The organism is Exiguobacterium sp. LL15 (assembly GCF_024436095.1).
GTDB classification, from domain to species: domain Bacteria; phylum Bacillota; class Bacilli; order Exiguobacteriales; family Exiguobacteriaceae; genus Exiguobacterium_A; species Exiguobacterium_A indicum.
On sequence record NZ_JANFNX010000001.1, the window covers coordinates 2,162,501 to 2,180,415 of the forward strand.

The 17,915-nt window shown below is 46.6% G+C and carries 15 protein-coding genes and 10 tRNA genes; 5 read left to right on the forward strand and 20 right to left on the reverse strand.

What is annotated here, in order from left to right; all coding sequences use genetic code 11:
• Window positions 1-122: 122 nt before the first annotated feature.
• The 3 genes from NOM72_RS11245 (at window position 123) to NOM72_RS11255 (ending at window position 1,867) form a co-directional block, all read left to right on the forward strand.
• Window positions 123-890 carry a transporter substrate-binding domain-containing protein gene (locus tag NOM72_RS11245; RefSeq protein ID WP_023467333.1) on the forward strand — a complete coding sequence of 256 codons (768 nt, stop codon included), beginning with the start codon at window positions 123-125 and terminating at the stop codon, window positions 888-890.
• The gene (locus tag NOM72_RS11250; RefSeq protein WP_023467332.1) at window positions 887-1,537 is read left to right on the forward strand and encodes an amino acid ABC transporter permease; all 651 of its coding nucleotides are present in this window, start codon (window positions 887-889) and stop codon (window positions 1,535-1,537) included. The genes NOM72_RS11245 and NOM72_RS11250 overlap by 4 nt, the downstream gene beginning before the upstream one ends.
• 141 nt (window positions 1,538-1,678) lie before the next feature.
• On the forward strand, window positions 1,679-1,867 hold the full coding sequence (locus tag NOM72_RS11255; protein ID WP_023467331.1) for a hypothetical protein: 189 nt from the start codon (window positions 1,679-1,681) through the stop codon (window positions 1,865-1,867).
• A gap of 188 nt (window positions 1,868-2,055) precedes the next feature.
• On the opposite strand, the gene NOM72_RS11260 is transcribed toward NOM72_RS11255, so the two are convergent.
• Both NOM72_RS11260 and NOM72_RS11265 read right to left on the reverse strand, forming a co-directional pair.
• The gene (locus NOM72_RS11260) at window positions 2,056-2,952 is read right to left on the reverse strand and encodes an aldo/keto reductase (RefSeq protein ID WP_058714001.1); all 897 of its coding nucleotides are present in this window, start codon (window positions 2,950-2,952) and stop codon (window positions 2,056-2,058) included.
• Window positions 2,953-3,090: 138 nt separating this feature from the next.
• A complete protein-coding gene (locus tag NOM72_RS11265; protein WP_255999177.1) occupies window positions 3,091-4,827 on the reverse strand; it encodes a phospho-sugar mutase in 1,737 nt (578 codons plus the stop codon).
• Window positions 4,828-4,919: 92 nt separating this feature from the next.
• Here NOM72_RS11265 and NOM72_RS11270 point away from each other — a divergent pair, with 92 nt between their 5' ends.
• Window positions 4,920-5,738: a sulfurtransferase gene (locus NOM72_RS11270; RefSeq protein ID WP_035398489.1), complete on the forward strand. Its 819-nt coding sequence runs from the start codon at window positions 4,920-4,922 to the stop codon at window positions 5,736-5,738.
• Between the two features lie 41 nt (window positions 5,739-5,779).
• Here NOM72_RS11270 and NOM72_RS11275 read toward each other — a convergent pair whose 3' ends face one another.
• The 4 genes from NOM72_RS11275 to NOM72_RS11290 are packed head-to-tail and all read right to left on the reverse strand — an operon-like array spanning window position 5,780 to window position 11,972.
• Complete coding sequence (locus NOM72_RS11275; protein ID WP_035398490.1) at window positions 5,780-8,203, reverse strand: glycogen/starch/alpha-glucan phosphorylase; 2,424 nt, start codon at window positions 8,201-8,203, stop codon at window positions 5,780-5,782.
• A 28-nt stretch (window positions 8,204-8,231) separates the two neighbouring features.
• Complete coding sequence (gene glgA, locus NOM72_RS11280; protein WP_023467326.1) at window positions 8,232-9,683, reverse strand: glycogen synthase GlgA; 1,452 nt, start codon at window positions 9,681-9,683, stop codon at window positions 8,232-8,234.
• Between the two features lie 14 nt (window positions 9,684-9,697).
• The gene (gene glgD / locus NOM72_RS11285) at window positions 9,698-10,798 is read right to left on the reverse strand and encodes a glucose-1-phosphate adenylyltransferase subunit GlgD (RefSeq protein WP_023467325.1); all 1,101 of its coding nucleotides are present in this window, start codon (window positions 10,796-10,798) and stop codon (window positions 9,698-9,700) included.
• Window positions 10,799-10,811: 13 nt separating this feature from the next.
• Entirely contained in the window at window positions 10,812-11,972 is a 1,161-nt protein-coding gene (locus tag NOM72_RS11290; RefSeq protein WP_023467324.1) for a glucose-1-phosphate adenylyltransferase, read from the reverse strand.
• 206 nt (window positions 11,973-12,178) lie between these two features.
• Here NOM72_RS11290 and NOM72_RS11295 point away from each other — a divergent pair, with 206 nt between their 5' ends.
• Complete coding sequence (locus tag NOM72_RS11295) at window positions 12,179-13,954, forward strand: transglycosylase domain-containing protein (protein WP_255999178.1); 1,776 nt, start codon at window positions 12,179-12,181, stop codon at window positions 13,952-13,954.
• A gap of 1 nt (window position 13,955) precedes the next feature.
• Here NOM72_RS11295 and NOM72_RS11300 read toward each other — a convergent pair whose 3' ends face one another.
• From NOM72_RS11300 to NOM72_RS11365, 14 genes are all read right to left on the reverse strand, one after another.
• Window positions 13,956-14,522 carry a DUF5366 family protein gene (locus NOM72_RS11300; RefSeq protein WP_255999179.1) on the reverse strand — a complete coding sequence of 189 codons (567 nt, stop codon included), beginning with the start codon at window positions 14,520-14,522 and terminating at the stop codon, window positions 13,956-13,958.
• 238 nt (window positions 14,523-14,760) lie between these two features.
• Window positions 14,761-15,234 carry a tRNA (uridine(34)/cytosine(34)/5-carboxymethylaminomethyluridine(34)-2'-O)-methyltransferase TrmL gene (trmL, locus tag NOM72_RS11305; RefSeq protein WP_023467320.1) on the reverse strand — a complete coding sequence of 158 codons (474 nt, stop codon included), beginning with the start codon at window positions 15,232-15,234 and terminating at the stop codon, window positions 14,761-14,763.
• Window positions 15,235-15,237: 3 nt separating this feature from the next.
• Complete coding sequence (locus tag NOM72_RS16130) at window positions 15,238-15,717, reverse strand: methylated-DNA--[protein]-cysteine S-methyltransferase (RefSeq protein ID WP_305120369.1); 480 nt, start codon at window positions 15,715-15,717, stop codon at window positions 15,238-15,240.
• Entirely contained in the window at window positions 15,692-16,852 is a 1,161-nt protein-coding gene (queG, locus tag NOM72_RS11315; protein ID WP_255999180.1) for a tRNA epoxyqueuosine(34) reductase QueG, read from the reverse strand. Before queG ends, NOM72_RS16130 begins: the two co-directional genes overlap by 26 nt.
• A gap of 87 nt (window positions 16,853-16,939) precedes the next feature.
• Window positions 16,940-17,010: transfer RNA gene (locus NOM72_RS11320), tRNA-Gly, on the reverse strand.
• A 38-nt stretch (window positions 17,011-17,048) separates the two neighbouring features.
• A tRNA-Gly gene (locus NOM72_RS11325) sits at window positions 17,049-17,119 on the reverse strand.
• 4 nt (window positions 17,120-17,123) lie between these two features.
• A tRNA-Leu gene (locus tag NOM72_RS11330) sits at window positions 17,124-17,204 on the reverse strand.
• A 36-nt stretch (window positions 17,205-17,240) separates the two neighbouring features.
• Window positions 17,241-17,314, reverse strand: a tRNA-Cys gene (locus NOM72_RS11335).
• 6 nt (window positions 17,315-17,320) lie between these two features.
• Window positions 17,321-17,395, reverse strand: a tRNA-Gly gene (locus NOM72_RS11340).
• Between the two features lie 8 nt (window positions 17,396-17,403).
• Window positions 17,404-17,475: transfer RNA gene (locus NOM72_RS11345), tRNA-Gln, on the reverse strand.
• Window positions 17,476-17,485: 10 nt separating this feature from the next.
• Window positions 17,486-17,558, reverse strand: a tRNA-His gene (locus tag NOM72_RS11350).
• A 9-nt stretch (window positions 17,559-17,567) separates the two neighbouring features.
• Window positions 17,568-17,638: transfer RNA gene (locus NOM72_RS11355), tRNA-Trp, on the reverse strand.
• 4 nt (window positions 17,639-17,642) lie between these two features.
• Window positions 17,643-17,726, reverse strand: a tRNA-Tyr gene (locus tag NOM72_RS11360).
• 31 nt (window positions 17,727-17,757) lie between these two features.
• Window positions 17,758-17,833, reverse strand: a tRNA-Phe gene (locus NOM72_RS11365).
• Between the last annotated feature and the right edge of the window lie 82 nt (window positions 17,834-17,915).

A 17,915-nucleotide genomic window follows, 5' to 3' on the forward strand; every position in this document is an offset into this window, starting at 1 on the left:
AAGGGCAGTCTTTTTTATTGACAGACGTTCCTGTAACTTTGTATGATACTGCTTGTAGCTTAAAATTAATCCTATTCGAAAACTAGGAATTGAAATCATTCATTTATAAAGGAGAGAGCGCTATGAAACACGGTTTGAAATTAGCTGTAGCAGCATTATCGACAGCGGGGGTGCTTGCAGCATGCGGCGCTTCGAACGACAACGCAGGTTCTGATAAAGAGTCAAAAGTCATTACAGTCGGTACAGAAGCAACGTACCCACCTTTCACGTATAAAGAAAAAGGAAAATTGACAGGTTATGACGTAGACGTCATGAACGAAGTCGCAAAACGTGCCGGCTATAAAGTCGATTACAAAGCGATGGACTTCAAAGGACTCATCCCAGCACTCGATTCAAAACGAATCGATGTCATCGCGAACCAAATGGGAATCACGCCTGAGCGCCAAGAAAAATACGCTTTCTCTGATGCGTATACGGTCTCTGGTTCAACGATCATCGTCAACAATAAAACGAACGACATCAAAACACTCGACGACTTAAAAGGAAAGACAGTCGGTTCGACACAAGGTTCACTTTACGCGAAGACGGCTGAAGAAGCTGGCGCGAAAGTGAAATACTACAAAGGTGCGAACCAAGTCTTAAAAGATCTTGAAGCAGGTCGTGTTGATGCTGCTATGAACGATCGTCTCTTCGTTTTGACGGAGCTGAAGAAAGCAGGCTATAAAGTCAAAGCGGTCGGTGAGACGTTCGACAAGAACGAATCAGGCTTCATGATGGCAAAAAACAGCAAGTATACAGAAGACTTCAATAAAGCACTCTCTGAGATGCAAGAAGACGGCACTCTTGCAAAAATCGGTGAGAAGTATTTCAACGAGGATATCAGTAAGTGAGTGAATTACTAACGATCGTCCGGGATAACTCGGACGTCTACGCAAAGGCGATTGGTACGACCCTTCTAGCAAGTGGTCTCGCCATCGTCTTTGCGCTTATTCTCGGGTTGATTCTTGCCGTCATGCGTGATAGCCGTCTTGCCGTCTTTAGCGGTTTTGCACGTTTATACGTCTCCTTCTTCCGAGGAACACCATTGCTGTTACAAATCCTGATTTTATACAATGGTCTCGTTGTCCTTCAATTGACTGGATTCCAAGCTCTCGCTTTCGGCTTATCGCTTCACTTTTCTGCGTATATCTCTGAATCGTTCCGGGCTGCCATCTCCTCTGTCGATCGTGGACAATGGGAAGCCGCTGACTCGCTCGGTATTCCGCGCCGTAAGACATTCAAGGACGTCATCTTGCCGCAAGCACTATCTCGGGCGATTCCACCACTTTCGAACTCTGTCATCGATATCATCAAATCAACATCACTCGGTACGATTGTTGCTGTTGAAGAATTGACGTATGTCTCTGACCAGATTTCAGCAACGACGTATCTCGTCATGCCGTTGTTGCTATTCTCAGCTGCAATTTACTGGATCATGTCGACACTCATTCAAAGTGTTCAACATCGCTTAGAGGCACGATTCAGCATTCCAGAATGAATTTTCCACACTTGGAACCGTCAGGATTTCAAGTGTGTTTTTTTAGATTTTTTTAGGTTTAGCACTAGGCAATCCGGGAATAATCAAGTATACTAATAAAAATCAGAATTATCTGACAACTTATAAAGGAGCGTGGCCTAGATGAAACAAGTAATTGAAGCTTTCCGTAGACAAGATGCAGAGCAGCGAATTCCAGTGCTACGTCTCGAAATCGATTATGAGCTCAGTACGCTCTTCGATGCGATTCAAGCCAATGACCAAGCTGCCATGTCAGCAAGTAAAGATCGTTTAGATAAATATCGTCAGGAGATGCTTCGCTTAGAAGCTTAACCTCATAGATCCCCCATCTCTCCTCCCCCTTGAGATGGGGCTTTTTTTATTTACTTTTAAATGAGAGGAACACTCTATTCGTAAACGAAAGAGAGGATCGCCTCCAGATGATATATCGGAAACGATCCTCTCACTTTATTTCGCTAACGGACAACGTGCGCATTGATCCGCTTCTATCTTAAAACCAATTAATCGACGTCACGACCACGTGATGCCTTTAAAATCTCAAACCATTGCTCGCGTGTCAAAGACAATTTCGTCGAACGAACAGCAGATTCGATACGTTCAATCTTACCAGAACCAACGATTGGCATGATACGTGCTGGATGTTTGAGCAACCATGCATATGCGACTTCATCGATTTCTTCTGCCCCGATCGTCTCTGCGATCTCAGCTAATTTTTCGCGTAACGGTGCATATTGCTCTTCCTTGAAGAGACGACCGCCTGCAAGCGGACTCCATGCCATCAACGGCATCTCATTTTCATGACAGAGATCAACGGATCCATCCTCGAAATGTTTCAGTTCCGAAACCGACAACTCGAGTTGGTTCGTCACGAGCATGAATGGTAAGCGCGACTGAATGAGACTTTGTTGCGCAGGTGTATGGTTCGAGAGACCGAATGTCCGTACCTTTCCTGCGTCCTTCAACTCTACGAACGCTTCAGCAATCTCGTTCGGGTCCATCAACGGATCTGGACGGTGAATCAACAACGTATCCACGTACTCGACACCGAGTTCTTGAAGAGAACGATTCACCTGTTTGATGATATGCTCTTTCGTCGTATCGTAGAATGATAACGACTGATCCGAGAAATGGTTCCCTTTCATCTTGATGCCCGTCTTCGTAACGATCTCCATTCGGTCACGTAACTCCGGTTTTAAAGCAAGCGCTTCTCCGAATAAGCGTTCATTCGTGTAGTCACCATAGATATCCGCGTGATCAAATGTCGTAATTCCTAAAGCAAGGCATGCTTCAATCAATTCAAGCCGCTCTTCTTTCGTCATCTCCCATTCATTCAATCGCCATAAACCATGAATAATGCGTGAGAATGATAAATCTTCTGTTAGTTGAATCCGTTCCATCTGTCTTCCAACTCCTCTATCGTATAAACTCTATCTCGTTTACTGTACCTCAAAATGGTACCGGTTGCACGGATTTCACTTTTTGATGCTCTCAGACAAAAAACAGGATCCCGTCGATGACGTGATCCTGCATAGGACTTATTGAATTTGTTCGACTTCTTGCATGACTTCATCTTCGATCTGCTGACGTTTCCGTGTCGTCTCAGCAGCATCGGGTGACGTGACGCTGAAGTAGAATTTGATTTTTGGTTCCGTACCCGATGGACGAAGGCAGAACCATGATCCATCGCTAAGCGTAAACTTCAGTACGTTGGATTTTGGCAGGTTGATCGGTGAAGGTTGATGTGTCTTCAAATCGTGGGCGATGCTCGCATCATAGTCCTCGAATAAGACGACCTGTTCTCCAGCCACTTGTTTTGGCGGATTCTCACGGAACGTATCCATGATACGCCCGATCTGTGCCACGCCATCCTTCCCTTTGAGTGTAAGAGAGCGGAGTGACTCTTCAAAGTACCCGAACTGCTCGTAAATCGCCTGTAATGCCTCATAGAGCGTCCGTCCTTCTTTCTTATGGTACGCAGCCATCTCAGCAGCTAACAAGCACGCTTGGACGGCATCCTTGTCTCGGCAGAAGTCACCGATAAGGTAACCATAGCTCTCCTCGTATCCGAAGAGATACTCATATTGACCCGATGCGTTGTATTGTTTGATTTTTTCCCCGATGAACTTAAAGCCTGTCAACGTGTTCTCGACATGAAGATCATAGTGACGCGCAATCAATGCACCCAGTTCTGAAGTAACGATCGTCTTCGCGACGAATCCGTTCGCTGGAAGTGTTCCCTGTGCCGCTTTTTGTGAAAGGATGTAGTCGAGCAATAACGCTCCCGTCTGATTCCCTGTCAGGACTGTCCATTCTCCGGCTGCATCACGTGTTGCGACTCCAACACGGTCAGCATCGGGATCCGTCGCAATCAAAATGTCTGCATCTGTCCGGTCACCATATTCGATCGCCAGTTTAAAGGCAGCATGTTCTTCCGGGTTCGGTGACGTCACGGTCGGGAACGCGCCGTCTGGTTCTGCTTGCTCCTTAACAACTATCACGTGTTCGAATCCATACCGTTTCAAGCCTTCTGTTACCGGCACAAGACCTGTTCCGTGAAGTGGTGTGAAGACGATTTTAAGTGGATTCGCTAATTCCGATTGAATCGAAGGTAAGACACGAATCGTTTGTAATTTTTCTTGATACGCCTCGTCGAGCTCTTCTCCGACACGGACGATCAAACCGTTCGCGCGAAGGACTTCTTCTTGCTCCAGTTCAATCGATAGCTCATCTTCGATTTGGCTGACGTACGAAACGAGTTCATCCGCTTCTTTTGGTGGAAGTTGTCCACCGTCATCCCCGTATACTTTATAGCCATTGTACTCTGGTGGGTTGTGACTCGCCGTGATGACGATCCCGCCCGCCGCTTGTAAAGACCGAACCGCAAACGAAAGTTCCGGTGTCGGACGTAGACCGTCGAACAGATACGCTTTGATGCCGTTACTTGCGAGCGTCCGTGCCGCCTCTAACGCAAATTCTGGTGAGAAATGGCGTGAATCGTGTGCGATGACGATTCCTTTTGCTGCCGCTTCTTCCCCCGACGCCTTAATGAATGCTGCGAACCCTTGTGATGCTTTTCGAACCGTATATACGTTCATCCGGTTCGTTCCGACACCGATTTCCCCACGCATACCACCTGTTCCAAATTCGAGTTCTTTATAAAATGCTTCTTCGGCTGCTTTTTCATCCGTTGCTAACGTGACTAACTCTTCTTTTAATGCGCTATCTAAATCAGCGAACTGATCCCATTTTTGATAGGTTTCTTTCCATGACATGGTAAATCGACTCCTTTTTGAATGAGGGTAAGACTTGCGATGAAGCGATACCTTTCATATGATTAACACTAGAAAGGGTAAGGTGATGAGGCATGTTTCCTACGATTCAAATGGCAGATCTTCAACAGCTCGTCCGAACGGATCAGATTCGCTGGTTTGACTGCCGATATGACTTGCAACAACCTGAATATGGACGGAATGCTTTCTTGGAACAACACGTCGAAGGTGCACAGCACCTGGATTTAACGACTGACCTTTCCGGTCCCATCGATGAGGTCGGTGGTCGGCATCCGCTTCCTTCAAAAGAAGCGTGGCAACACACACTGGAACAGCATGGTGTAACACCAGAAGACTTCGTCGTCTTGTACGACGATGGTTTTCCGTATGCCGCTCGTGCCTGGTGGTTATTTAAATGGATCGGACATGAGCGTGTCGTCGTCCTTGAGGGCGGATTCTCCTCTTACCTAGCGTTCGATCTTCCGGTCACGGACGACGTTCCTACTTATGAACCGTCTCAGTACACGCCTCGTTTTCAAGATGAGATGCTTGTCTCGTTCGAAGAGTTGAAAGATCAGCTGACAGAAACGATGGTCATCGATTCCCGTGCACCCGATCGATACCGTGGAGAAATCGAACCACTCGATCACGTCGCCGGCCACATTCCAGGTGCCGTGAATTGTTTCTTCGAACAAGCACTCTCACCAGATGGTCGCTTACGGGACGCGGAAGATTTGAAAGAACTGTACGCCGACATCCTACCGGTCAAAGCCCCTATCCTCTATTGTGGAAGTGGTGTGACAGCGTGTGTCAATGTCATCGCTCTCCATTCACTCGGGAAAACCGATGTCCGGCTTTACGCCGGCTCTTATAGTGATTGGGTCAGCCGTGGTGAAGATGTCTCCCGTTCGTAAGCATCATACACTGACAGAAACATCTGTCAGTGTCTTTTTGTTCAGAGTTGAATCGGTTTGATGTTCCAGATCGCATTCGCATACTCTTTAATCGTTCGGTCACTTGAGAACACACCTGACCGTGCAATATTAAGAATGACGCGTTTATACCATTCTTCTGGTTGCTGATACATCCGATCGATTCGTTCCTGCGCTTGTTGGTAGGATAAGAAATCTTTTAAAATTAAATATTCATCATTATACGTCAATAATGAATCATAAATCGCTTGGAATTCACCTGGAGCAAATAATGTTCCATCAACGAGACTATCGATGATTCGTCGTAGCTCGGGTTGGGCACTGTATTGATCGTATGCACTGTAACCACCGTACTGCTTATAATTCATGACTTCCTGCGGTGTTAAGCCGAAGATGAAGATGTTCGCATCCCCGACCTCGTCTCGAATTTCGATGTTCGCTCCGTCGAGCGTTCCGATTGTCAGTGCACCATTCATCATGAACTTCATGTTGCCGGTTCCAGAGGCTTCATAACTTGCAGTCGAAATCTGTTCACTGACGTCACTTGCCGGGAAGATTTTCTCAGCAAGCGATACACGATAGTTTTCTAGGAAAACGACTTTCAAGTACGGACTGACGTCTGGATCATCGTTAATCAAGCGTGCCAATGCATTAATGTAACGAATGACTTCTTTTGCATAATGATAGCCTGGCGCCGCCTTTGCACCAAAGATGAATGTCCGCGGTGTCATCGTGAAGGAACGGTCTTCCTTCAGACGATAGTAAAGTGAATGAATGTGTAACGCATTCAAGAGTTGACGTTTGTACGCATGCAATCGCTTGACTTGAACATCAAAAATCGAGGTCGGGTCCACGACGATCCCGGTTTCTTTTTCAATGAGCAACGCTAATTCTTCTTTACGCTGAAGTTTGATCTCGGCGATGTCCTTCTGTAATGCTGAATCTTCTGCCCATTTCGTCAACTTTTGCAAATCGGACGGATGCTGAATCCAACTATCCCCGATTGCTTCTGTCACACGATTTGCCAGTGCTGGATTCGATGAGAGGAACCAGCGACGATGTGTAATTCCGTTCGTCTTATTATTAAAGCGAAGCGGAAACATCTCATAAAATAGTCGCATCTCGCGCTGCTTCAGAATCTCAGTATGAATCTGAGCGACACCATTCGTCGAATGCGTGCCGACGACAGCCAGATTAGCCATGTTGATCCGGTCATCCGCGATGATGGCGATATCTCGCATATGCGCTTCCATGTGTGGATAGTTTGCAAGCACATCCTTACAGAAGCGTCGGTTGATTTCCTCGATGATGAGGTAGATGCGCGGTAACAAGCGACGGAACAAATCGATCGGCCAGCGCTCGAGTGCTTCTGACAGTAACGTGTGGTTCGTAAACGACATGACACTCTTCGTGATCCGCCATGCTTCTTCCCATCCAAATCCTTCTTCATCGACAAGAATCCGCATCAACTCCGGAATCGCGACGACCGGATGTGTATCGTTGATATGGATAGCGATATGGTTGCCGAGTTGCTTCAATGAATGATTTCGCTTTTTAAAGGACGTCAAGATACTCCGTAATCCGGCAGAGACAAAGAAGTATTGTTGCTTCAAACGCAACTCTTTTCCTTCATACGTCGTATCATCCGGATACAGAAACTCTGAAATCGTCTGAATCGATTGTTTATGTGCCAGTAAATCTTTATAGTTCCCACGGTATTGGCTAAGTAATTCATCATCATCAAGTGGAGACTCAGCACTCCAGAGTCGCAGGTTATTGACGACCTTGTTTTGATAGCCGACGATCGGCATATCGTACGGAACAGCACGGACGATTTCAGCCGGCTCATGATGGACACGATATCCATCACCGACTTCTTCGAGCCAGACATGTCCACCGAATGGAACATCGACCGCTTTATCAGAACGTCTGATTTCCCACATGTTCCCGTTCTTCAGCCAGTTATCCGGTAACTCGACTTGATAACCATCAATGATTTTTTGCTTAAACAGACCGTACTGATACCGGATCCCGTTCCCGTGTCCAGGCAGACCCAGCGCAGCCAGGGAATCGAGGAAACACGCCGCGAGACGACCGAGCCCTCCGTTCCCAAGTCCAGGTTCCGGCTCTTCTTCTGTCAAATCACTGAGCTGATATCCGAGTTCGTCAAGTCCCCGTTCCACATCCTTTAAGACATCAAGACTCAATAGGTTGTTATGCAGGAAACGTCCGAGTAAAAACTCGAGTGAAAAGTAATAGACTTGCTTACTTTTTTTATGGATATATGTTTCTTTCGTTCGTAACCAATCAGTCGTGACTGTCTCACGTACCAGATAGGCAAGTGTCTGATAGATATCGTTTTCTGTTGCTTCCGTTATGGCTTTACCATGCATCGAAACGAATCGTTCCGTAAACCTCTCCTTGAACTTCTCTTTATCTTTGAACATGACGTAACCCCTTTTCCCAGTGATACGATCAAGTGGCGGACGGTGCAATCAAACGATATAAAGCCAAGTATTCGTCGGCTGAACGCAACCAACTGAAGTCCTCATTCATCGCTGTCTCAATCAAATGCTCAAAGACTGGTCGATCATGATAAACCTCAATCGTACGTCTAATCGCTTCTAAAAACTCATGTGCATTATAATTCGCGAACGAGAATCCATTTCCTTCTAACGTGAACTGATTGAACGGTTTAACCGTATCACGGAGCCCACCTGTTTCCCGAACGACCGGTAAACAGCCATACTTCATCGAAATCAACTGACTGAGACCACACGGTTCAAAACGCGAAGGCATCAAGAAAGCATCACTTCCTGCATAAATCCGTTGTGCGAGACCAACGTCAAATCCGATATAAGAAGCGATTTTGTCTGGACGAATCGATGTCGCATGATGGAACAACCCTTCATATTCCGCTTCACCCGATCCGAGAATGATGAACTGCGCATCGAGTTCGAACAAGTCTGGTAAGATATGCGCGAGTAAATCGATTCCCTTTTGGTCGACAAGACGAGAAACGAAACCGAACAGTGGTACGTCCGGATTGATCGGGAGACCTAGTTCCTCTTGTAAGGCAGCCTTGTTTTTTGCTTTTCCTTCCGTGACGGTATCAACGGAATACGTCTCAACGAGATGCGTATCATGAGCAGGATCAAATTGACGATAGTCGATTCCGTTCAAGATTCCACGCACGTCGACAGCGCGATGTTGCAAGACCGGCTCAAGTGTCTCACCGTAATACGGATCCATGATTTCATCACGGTACGATGGACTGACTGTCGTGATTTGATTGGAGTGGACAAGTCCTGCCTTCATGTAATTGACGAGACCGTTATGAGCGATCCCATCCGCTGTGAAATGTTCATGACTCAAACCAAGTAAGTCACCGAGCACTTCTTCCGGGAAGACACCCTGGTATTGTAAGTTGTGGATCGTAAAGACCGTTTTAATGTCTTGATAGCGCTCAAGATGTTGATAATGGATGCGTAAGAACGCTGGAATCACACCTGTTTGCCAATCGTGACAATGGATAACATCCGGTACTTCCTTTCGATCTAGATGTTGAATCATCTCAAGGACAGCACGTGAGAAATACGCAAACCGTTCCGCATCATCGTAATGTCCATAAATGACGCCATCCCGTTTGAAGTAGTACTCATTATCGATGAAATAGAACGTCACACCATCTTGTTTCAATCGGAGGACAGCACCAAATTGCTGACGCCAGCCGACCGGTACGATGAAGTCGAATAAAAACTCCATCTCTGATTTGTATTGCTCCTTGATTTGACCGTAATTGGGTAAGACGACCGAAACGTCCGCCCCTTCCTCAGCAAGCGCTAAAGGGAGCGAACCGACGACGTCAGCTAGCCCCCCTGTCTTGATGAAGGGTGTCGCTTCCGTGGCAGCAAACCATACCTTCATGAATGACATCTCCTTTAAACGATTGTTTGTTTTTTGATGACGATTGGTTCTTCTGCCGTTCCGCGGATGACTTGACCGCGTTTGACGGTGACTTCTTTATCGAGAATCGCGTACTCAACGACTGCGCCCTCTTCAATGACTGATTTTTGCATGATGATCGAATTCTTGACACGAGCGTGTTTACCGACTTTGACACCACGGAACAAGATGCTGTCCGTCGTCGTTCCTTCTAATTTACAGCCGTTCGCGACAAGTGAGTTCTTGATGTCAGAACCCGGTAGATAACGTGTCGGTGGCTCATGCTTGATTTTCGTATAGACGTGCTGGAAGTCATTGATTGCTCCCCATTGTTCAAGCAACAGCATGCTCTCACGATAGTATGAACGAAGCGAGTGAATGACTTGTGATGTACCACTGTACTCATAACCGTGCACGTGTAGACGGTTCAGTTGCGAACGAATGATACTCTGAAGTAAATCGTACTCACCACGAGCAATCGCTTCATCAATTAAACGAACAAAGAGATTTTTCGATAGAACGACCGTCTCCATGTAGAACGTCTCATCCGTCGGCTGGAATCCGCGTGATCCAATCGCTGTCACGCGATTCTGTTCACCAAAACGGATCGGGCGGCAGTATTTACAAGGTAGTTCACGCTTCGTATAGACGACTGTAATATCCGCATTCGATTCTTTATGTTCACGTAATACATCGCGATAATCCACCGCGGATAAGATGTTTGAACCAGAGACGACGACATAGTTTTCCTTACTGCGAAGGAAAAAATCACGGTGAAGGTGGAAGTTCGATAGATCCCCACGGAACTCGTTCGCATCTTGTGACAATGCAGGTGGGAAGATATAGAGTCCACCGTTTGAACGGTCAAGATCCCACTCTTTACCAGATCCAAGATGGTCCATCATGCCACGATATTTCTCGAGCGTAAAAATCCCGATGTTCGCGATATCGTTTTGTACCATGTTCGTTAATGTAAAATCGATTAACCGATAACGCCCTGCAAATGGAACTGCCGCTAAGTTACGATGCTCCGTCAATTCCTTGAAAAAGCCTTCTTCCCCACTCAGATTGATGACACCTAATAAATCGACCTTCATTCGAATATCCCCCTTATTGAATCGCTTCTTTGATGACTTCGTTCTTCTTGACGATACTGTCTGCTTCGATGACGAAAACTTCTCCGTCTGGAGAACCAATCGTTGCACCATCTTCTACGATCACGCCATCTGCTAAGATCGCCCGGTGAATCGTGACGTCTCGTCCGATTTTGACGTTCGGGAAGATGACCGAGTCTTTGACGAGTGATCCTTCTGCTACATCGACACCATAGAAGAGAACCGAATGATTGATTTCTCCTTCGATGTGGCATCCTTCGTTGATGATCGATGTCTCGACTGTCGCAGCGTTTCCAATGTATTGTGGTTGCTGATTCGGGTTGACCGAATGTACTTTCCATGACGGTTCGTACAAATCGAATTCAGGCTCTGCCGTCAATAGATCCATGTTCGCTTCCCAAAGGGATTGAATCGTCCCGACGTCTTTCCAGTATCCTTTGAATTTATACGCACGGATATTGAGATTTTCAAAAAGCATGTTCGGGATGATATTTTTACCGAAGTCAAAGCTTGATTCCGCATCGCCGGCATCTTGAATCAAGTGGCGTTTTAAGATATCCCAGTTAAAGACATAAATCCCCATCGATGCAAGATTTGATTTCGGATTTTTTGGTTTTTCTTCGAATTCATTGATTCGTAAGTCATCGTCCGTATTGAGGATACCAAATCGCGGTGCCTCGTCCCATGGTACTTCACGTACGGAAATCGTGACATCAGAACCTGTCACACGGTGCTCCTCAATCATCTTTTCGTAGTCCATTTTATAAATATGGTCGCCTGATAGAACAAGAACATATTCAGGGTCAAATTGATTGATATAACTCATGTTTCGATAAATAGCATTTGCTGTGCCCTCATACCAGTTTTTGCCGTTCTGTGCTTGGTATGGTGGAAGAATCGTTAATCCGCCATTACGACGATCCAAATCCCATGGACTTCCGATGCCAAGGTATCGATTCAACTCTAATGGTTCGTATTGCGTCAACACGCCAACTGTATCGATTCCTGAGTTCGTACAGTTCGAAAGTGGGAAATCAATGATCCGGTATTTTCCTCCAAATGCAACAGCTGGTTTCGCAGTGTGTTTCGTCAAAGCTCCCAGACGTTTCCCTTCTCCGCCTGCAAGTAACATCGCAACGACATTCTTTTTAGCCATTTCGTCCCCTCCATTTATGCTCTTTTTTTACAGATGACTCGCGTTCTAAAATCCACAGATACTTCTATATACCCAATCTTTTCTCTTTTTAATATAACATTCCTGCAAAATAGGTTTATTAAAATACAAAAATCGAAAAAAAATCTATTGATTTCTCCATAAAAGACCGATAATAGGAATGAAATGGCTTTTTGAAAGGAGTTCTCATGCGAATTACGACAGGATATCTCGTCTTACTTGGTCTTACAATGATGCTTCTGTTTTCCTTATTTTCAATTAAAGATGAGTTAAAAACAGCACGCACACTTTTTTTCTGGGCCGATGAACAGACGACACGACATCCACTGACCTCCTACCAACCAATCACCGTAACCTATGAAAACAAACGGGTCGAGCTCTATGACGGATTGCGACGGGATGACTTAACACCTCGAACATTGCCGAAAAAAGTCGAGCAAGCGTTTGTGGCAATCGAAGATCAGCGTTTCTATCAACATGACGGATATGACATCACAGGAATCTTACGCGCGTTTACGAAAAACCAGTCTGATTCTAAATCTCAAGGTGGCAGTACGATCACACAACAACTAGCAAGAATGACATATCTAACAAACGAAAAAACATATACTAGAAAAATAAAAGAGTTGTTAATTGCTGTGTCTTTGGAGCAAAAATATTCGAAAAAAGAACTGATGACAGCGTATGTCAATCAAGCCTATTTCGCGAATAATATTTATGGCATCGAACTTGCCGCAAAATCGTATTTCAATAAGCCGGCACGCGAGTTAAATTGGTCAGAAGTCAGCTTTTTGACAGCAATTCCGAATAATCCTTCTCTTTATGACCCGCTGCGCTTTCCTGAAAACACAAAAAAACGTCAGCAACGAATCGTTCAAGCGTTAATACGCGATCGTGTACTGACGAAAGATTTTGCTATTTCTCGTGTGTCGCCTCGATCCTATAAACCGCGTATTCCTTATCCAGATTATATCGATGCCACCGTTCAAGCTGCCGTTCGGATGACCGCTCAAAAAAAGGGTTGGAGTGAGCAGCATGCTGCAGAATATCTGCATCAACAAGGGGCGGTCATCTCGACATATCTCGACTCAGCAGAACAACGACGGGCTAAAGAAGCTCTTCGCAATCTACCCAACCCGATTGAGGGTGCTTATGTTGGCATCGACGGACAAACACACGGAGTCACCGCTCTTGTCGGCTATAAATCCGAATTGACCGGTCAATTCAACCGGGCTGTACAATCCTACCGACAGCCTGGTTCAGCAATCAAACCGTTACTTGTCTACGGTCCTTATCTCGAGAAGACGAAAGCCCGCTTGTCCAGTACGCTAGACGGTAGTCCCGTCTGTATCGATGGCTACTGCCCTTCAAATAGCGGAAATCGAATACTTGGACGAGTGACGATTGCCGACGCAATTGCCTATTCCTACAACACACCAGCGATTCGCGCGTTCGCGGTCTCCTTCCGGGAAGGATTGAAGTCCATCCGTCCGTTTCAGTTCAGTCAATGGACACGGGAAGATGATGCGTTTACGAGTGCTCTAGGCGGTTTACAGTACGGGATCAGTCCATATGAACTGACAAATGCCTATACCGTATTCGTCAATGACGGGATCTATCGACCGGCGTCGATGATTAAAAGTATTACGCTTAAGAATGGAACGGTCGAACGACCACAAGAAAAGGAACAACGGATTTGGTCCAGTCAGACGAACCGGGAATTACGGGCTGGTTTGAAAAATGTCATGACGTATGGAACGGGACGCAAAGGATTTGACTCCTCTGCTCGTTATATTGGAGGAAAAACAGGAACAACGAACGACAATAAGGATATGTGGTTCGTTGGCATCAAAAATCAACATATCGGAGGGATTTGGCTAGGGGCAGATCGCCCGCGTCCTTTCCCTGTCGAAGCGAATGCAACGCTACAGGTTAAGACGTGGGCAACGATTTTACGCCCTTGAGTCAACTCGAAAATAAAATTGCTTCCCCGAAGGAATTAAATAAAGTCAAACCGACCCATGATAGACCAGCAAGTAGAACGCCCCAGGCCAAGAAGGAGAAGATGATCAATCCGACGGCTCCTGCTGCACTCGTCATCTTACTGATTTGTACTGTATAAAAGATAAAATAGATGAGGAAGGACGCAAGCAACACGATTCCGACATGTAAGAAGGACGTCATGAAGGCAAAGCTGACACAACCTCCGATAAGTAACAGAATACTACCCGGACGTAACATGCCGAGTGTCGTCCCCTCTTGTTCCTTGATGAAAAAGGCGAAACCGAGTTGATTGATCGTATCCGATAATAACTTCAATGAACTGAAGATCATGAAGTAGACGATCAAAAAGCCGAGCCAAACGACGAGCTTCGTATCGCGCGCCGTCAAGAGTTGCAGTAGTTCATCGTACACACCAACTTGATCGAGCCAATGTAATGCGAGTTCTGTCGTTGCAATTGCAAGGGATGTACTAAATAACAAGATGCTGATCAGCGGGGCATAACTTAACAGGTAAACATTCGTACGCATGTGGAGTCTCCATTCATAGAAAATTCATATGTAGCACACAATTTCACTTACAGGTATACTATAATAGATTATATCGGTTCAAGAGACTGAAGGGGGAAACAAAAATGGCATTTATCTTAATGGTCGGCGTAAGTCTTGCGTTTTTGACAGCAATCTTCACTGCAGGCTACAACAAAAAACCTGAAGGTAACGAATAATTCATAAAAGCTCCATCCTGAATCAGGATGGAGCTTTTGCTTTATAGAAGACCTGCATATCCTTGCTGACGCAATGCTTCATAGACGATGATCGCTGCCGTGTTCGAGACGTTCAGTGAACGAACGAGGTTCGATTGAGGGAGACGGATACAACGCTCCGCGTTCGCATCGATGACTTCAAGCGGCAATCCTTTTGTTTCCCGACCAAAGACAAAGAAATAATCCTGTTCGACGTCCGATAAGTCGATCTGGCTCGGGTACTGTTCTCCATATTTCGTAATATAGTAGAAAATCCCCTCCGGATGCTTCTCCCACAGTTCTTCTAACGAATCATGATAACGGACATCGACGAATTCCCAGTAATCGAGACCCGCACGTTTAAGCTGCTTATCGTCCGTCGAGAAGCCGAGCGGTCGGATCAAGTGAAGGACGGAATGCGTCGCTGCACATGTTCGTGAAATATTTCCTGTGTTTTGAGGAATCTCCGGTTGATACATAACGACATGAATAGCCATGGTTTAATTCTCTCCTATCTCATGCGCTAAAAGCGCTTCTTTATGGGCAATCCCACTTGCAAAACCCGTCAGTTTACCAGTCGCCCCGATGACACGGTGACACGGATAAATTAGCGCGATCGGATTCCGGTTCAAGGCACCGCCAACGGCTCGTGCTGCCTTTGGTTTCCCAATCATTCGAGCCAGTTCACCGTAACTGATCGTCTGACCAAACGGAACGGTTCGTAAAGCGTGCAATACTTGCTCTGCAAAAGGCGTGACACGCAACTGACAAGGAAGTACATCAAGCGCTTGTCGATCGCCTACTGCGTAACGATCAAACGCCATGCGCCAAGCATTCGGTAATTCACCGTCGTCGGTTTCTTTTTGCAAATAGGTTCGAGCACGCTCTTCATTCAATCCAAAATCGAGATACACGATGTGCTCTTTTTCCCATGCGACGAGCAACGTACCAAACTCATAAGTGAGCTGTTGAAATGGCATCTGCTTCCCCCCACTCCTCAAGTAACCGTTGTCCTTCGGTTTGCACATCCACTGCAATATCGGCTAAAAGACGTGATTCGATGTACGACTTCTCATCGATTCCGCCAATCCGGCCGACTGCCCAGAGTGCCAGTGCCCGCATGTCTTCCCGGGCATCCGTTTCTGTCATTAACCGTAACGCTTCAATCGCGCTCTTGTCTCGGTAATGGACGAGCGCACAAATCGCATTACGCTGAATCGGCTTCTTTCCACGCCATGCGCCAGACAACGTCCCGAACCGGCTCTTGAACTCACGGTTACTCATAGATAAGAGTGGAACTAAGAGCGGTTTGACTTGCTCTGGATCCGGCTGCAGTTCAGCGTGATGTGTCGCATTCTTCTTCCGGTTATACGGACATACTTGCTGACACGTATCACAACCGTATAGACGGTTCCCAAGCGCCATTCGGAATGGTTCTGGTAGTAATGTTTTCGTCTGCGTCAAAAACGAGATACACCGTTTAGCGTCGATGACGCCAGGTTCAACAAGCGCATCCGTCGGACAAGCGTCGATACACTTATTGCATGTCCCGCATAATTCTTCGACTGGCTGATCAGGCGGTAGGACGATATCTGTAATCAGTTCACCAAGATAGAGATAGGATCCGTGCTCCTCACTGATGATCGAGCAGTTTTTCCCACTGAATCCGATACCTGCTCGTTCTGCTACTGCTCGATCGACGAGTTCTCCTGTATCGACCATGGAGCGCGTCCTTGCACCTGGACTCAATTCTTGAATTTTTTCTTCAAGTAACGACAAGCGTTGTCGCAACGCCTGGTGATAATCGAGTCCCCAGGACGATCGACAAAAAATCCCCCGTCGCTCCCCTTCCTTGCCACGAGGTGCATTTTTGAGAGTACTTGGATACGCGACCGCAATGGCAATGATCGAAGCAGCATCTTCTACGAGTAACGCAGGAGTCGTTCGTAGATCGAGATCGGGCTCTTCGAAACCAGAAGCAAATCCTTTCTCCTGTTGTGCTTGGAGTCTACGTTTTAAAACAAGAAACGGATCAGCCGTCGTCACCTTCAGCTCATCGATTCCAATCTCTGCTGCGTACTCTTGTAAAGCCAATTTCAATTGTACACCATCCATCACGACTCACTCCTTTCCTGTTAAGATTCCTTCCTAAACAAAAAGAGCAAGGTGTCAGCGAAAACGACACATTGCTCTTTTTTGGTAAGCGGGTGAAGGGAATCGAACCCTCGTCATCAGCTTGGAAGGCTGAGGTTTTACCATTAAACTACACCCGCATGATCAGGTGAAACATCAGATTGTGTAAAAAGTATAAAGCGGGTGAAGGGAATCGAACCCTCGTCATCAGCTTGGAAGGCTGAGGTTTTACCATTAAACTACACCCGCAAGATACCGGTGGTCGGAATCGAACCGACACTCCAAAGGAACACGATTTTGAGTCGTGCGCGTCTACCAGTTCCGCCACACCGGCACAATCTCTTGCAAAACTATTTAATTGAGAAATAGTTGGAGGCGCCAGTCAGAATCGAACTGACGATAAAGGAGTTGCAGTCCTCTGCCTTACCACTTGGCTATGGCGCCACTCATTGGAGCGGAAGACGGGATTCGAACCCGCGACCCCGACCTTGGCAAGGTCGTATTCTACCACTGAACTACTTCCGCTTGAAAAGCTGGGCTGGAAGGGATCGAACCTTCGCGTGCTGGAATCAAAATCCAGTGCCTTACCACTTGGCTACAGCCCAATAATAAGAGGGCGACTGATGGGAATTGAACCCACGAATGCCGGAATCACAATCCGGTGCGTTAACCACTTCGCCACAATCGCCATGGTAAACAGGGGCAGCAGGAATCGAACCCGCGCTGACGGTTTTGGAGACCGTAGTTCTACCGCTAAACTATGCCCCTATGGTGGTGGGGGGGGGCGGATTCGAACCGCCGAACCCGAGGGAGCGGATTTACAGTCCGCCGCGTTTAGCCACTTCGCTACCCCCCCACAAATGGGAAAATCATGTTGTTAATAAAGATGGTGGCTTTGGACGGAATCGAACCGCCGACACAAGGATTTTCAGTCCTTTGCTCTACCAACTGAGCTACAAAGCCTTAACAATGGCGGTCCTGACGGGATTCGAACCCGCGATCTCCTGCGTGACAGGCAGGCATGTTAACCGCTACACCACAGGAC

Bases quoted from the DNA above. Each gene is read 5' to 3' on its own strand.
- NOM72_RS11245 (WP_023467333.1), top strand. From the start codon at position 123: ATGAAACACGGTTTGAAATTAGCTGTAGCAGCATTATCGACAGCGGGG.
- NOM72_RS11255 (WP_023467331.1), top strand. From the start codon at position 1,679: ATGAAACAAGTAATTGAAGCTTTCCGTAGACAAGATGCAGAGCAGCGA.
- NOM72_RS11260 (WP_058714001.1), bottom strand. From the start codon at position 2,952: ATGGAACGGATTCAACTAACAGAAGATTTATCATTCTCACGCATTATT.
- NOM72_RS11265 (WP_255999177.1), bottom strand. From the start codon at position 4,827: ATGTCATGGAAAGAAACCTATCAAAAATGGGATCAGTTCGCTGATTTA.
- NOM72_RS11270 (WP_035398489.1), top strand. From the start codon at position 4,920: ATGTTTCCTACGATTCAAATGGCAGATCTTCAACAGCTCGTCCGAACG.
- NOM72_RS11275 (WP_035398490.1), bottom strand. From the start codon at position 8,203: ATGTTCAAAGATAAAGAGAAGTTCAAGGAGAGGTTTACGGAACGATTC.
- glgA (WP_023467326.1), bottom strand. From the start codon at position 9,683: ATGAAGGTATGGTTTGCTGCCACGGAAGCGACACCCTTCATCAAGACA.
- glgD (WP_023467325.1), bottom strand. From the start codon at position 10,798: ATGAAGGTCGATTTATTAGGTGTCATCAATCTGAGTGGGGAAGAAGGC.
- NOM72_RS11290 (WP_023467324.1), bottom strand. From the start codon at position 11,972: ATGGCTAAAAAGAATGTCGTTGCGATGTTACTTGCAGGCGGAGAAGGG.
- NOM72_RS11295 (WP_255999178.1), top strand. From the start codon at position 12,179: ATGCGAATTACGACAGGATATCTCGTCTTACTTGGTCTTACAATGATG.
- NOM72_RS11300 (WP_255999179.1), bottom strand. From the start codon at position 14,522: ATGCGTACGAATGTTTACCTGTTAAGTTATGCCCCGCTGATCAGCATC.
- trmL (WP_023467320.1), bottom strand. From the start codon at position 15,234: ATGGCTATTCATGTCGTTATGTATCAACCGGAGATTCCTCAAAACACA.
- NOM72_RS16130 (WP_305120369.1), bottom strand. From the start codon at position 15,717: ATGCCATTTCAACAGCTCACTTATGAGTTTGGTACGTTGCTCGTCGCA.
- queG (WP_255999180.1), bottom strand. From the start codon at position 16,852: ATGGATGGTGTACAATTGAAATTGGCTTTACAAGAGTACGCAGCAGAG.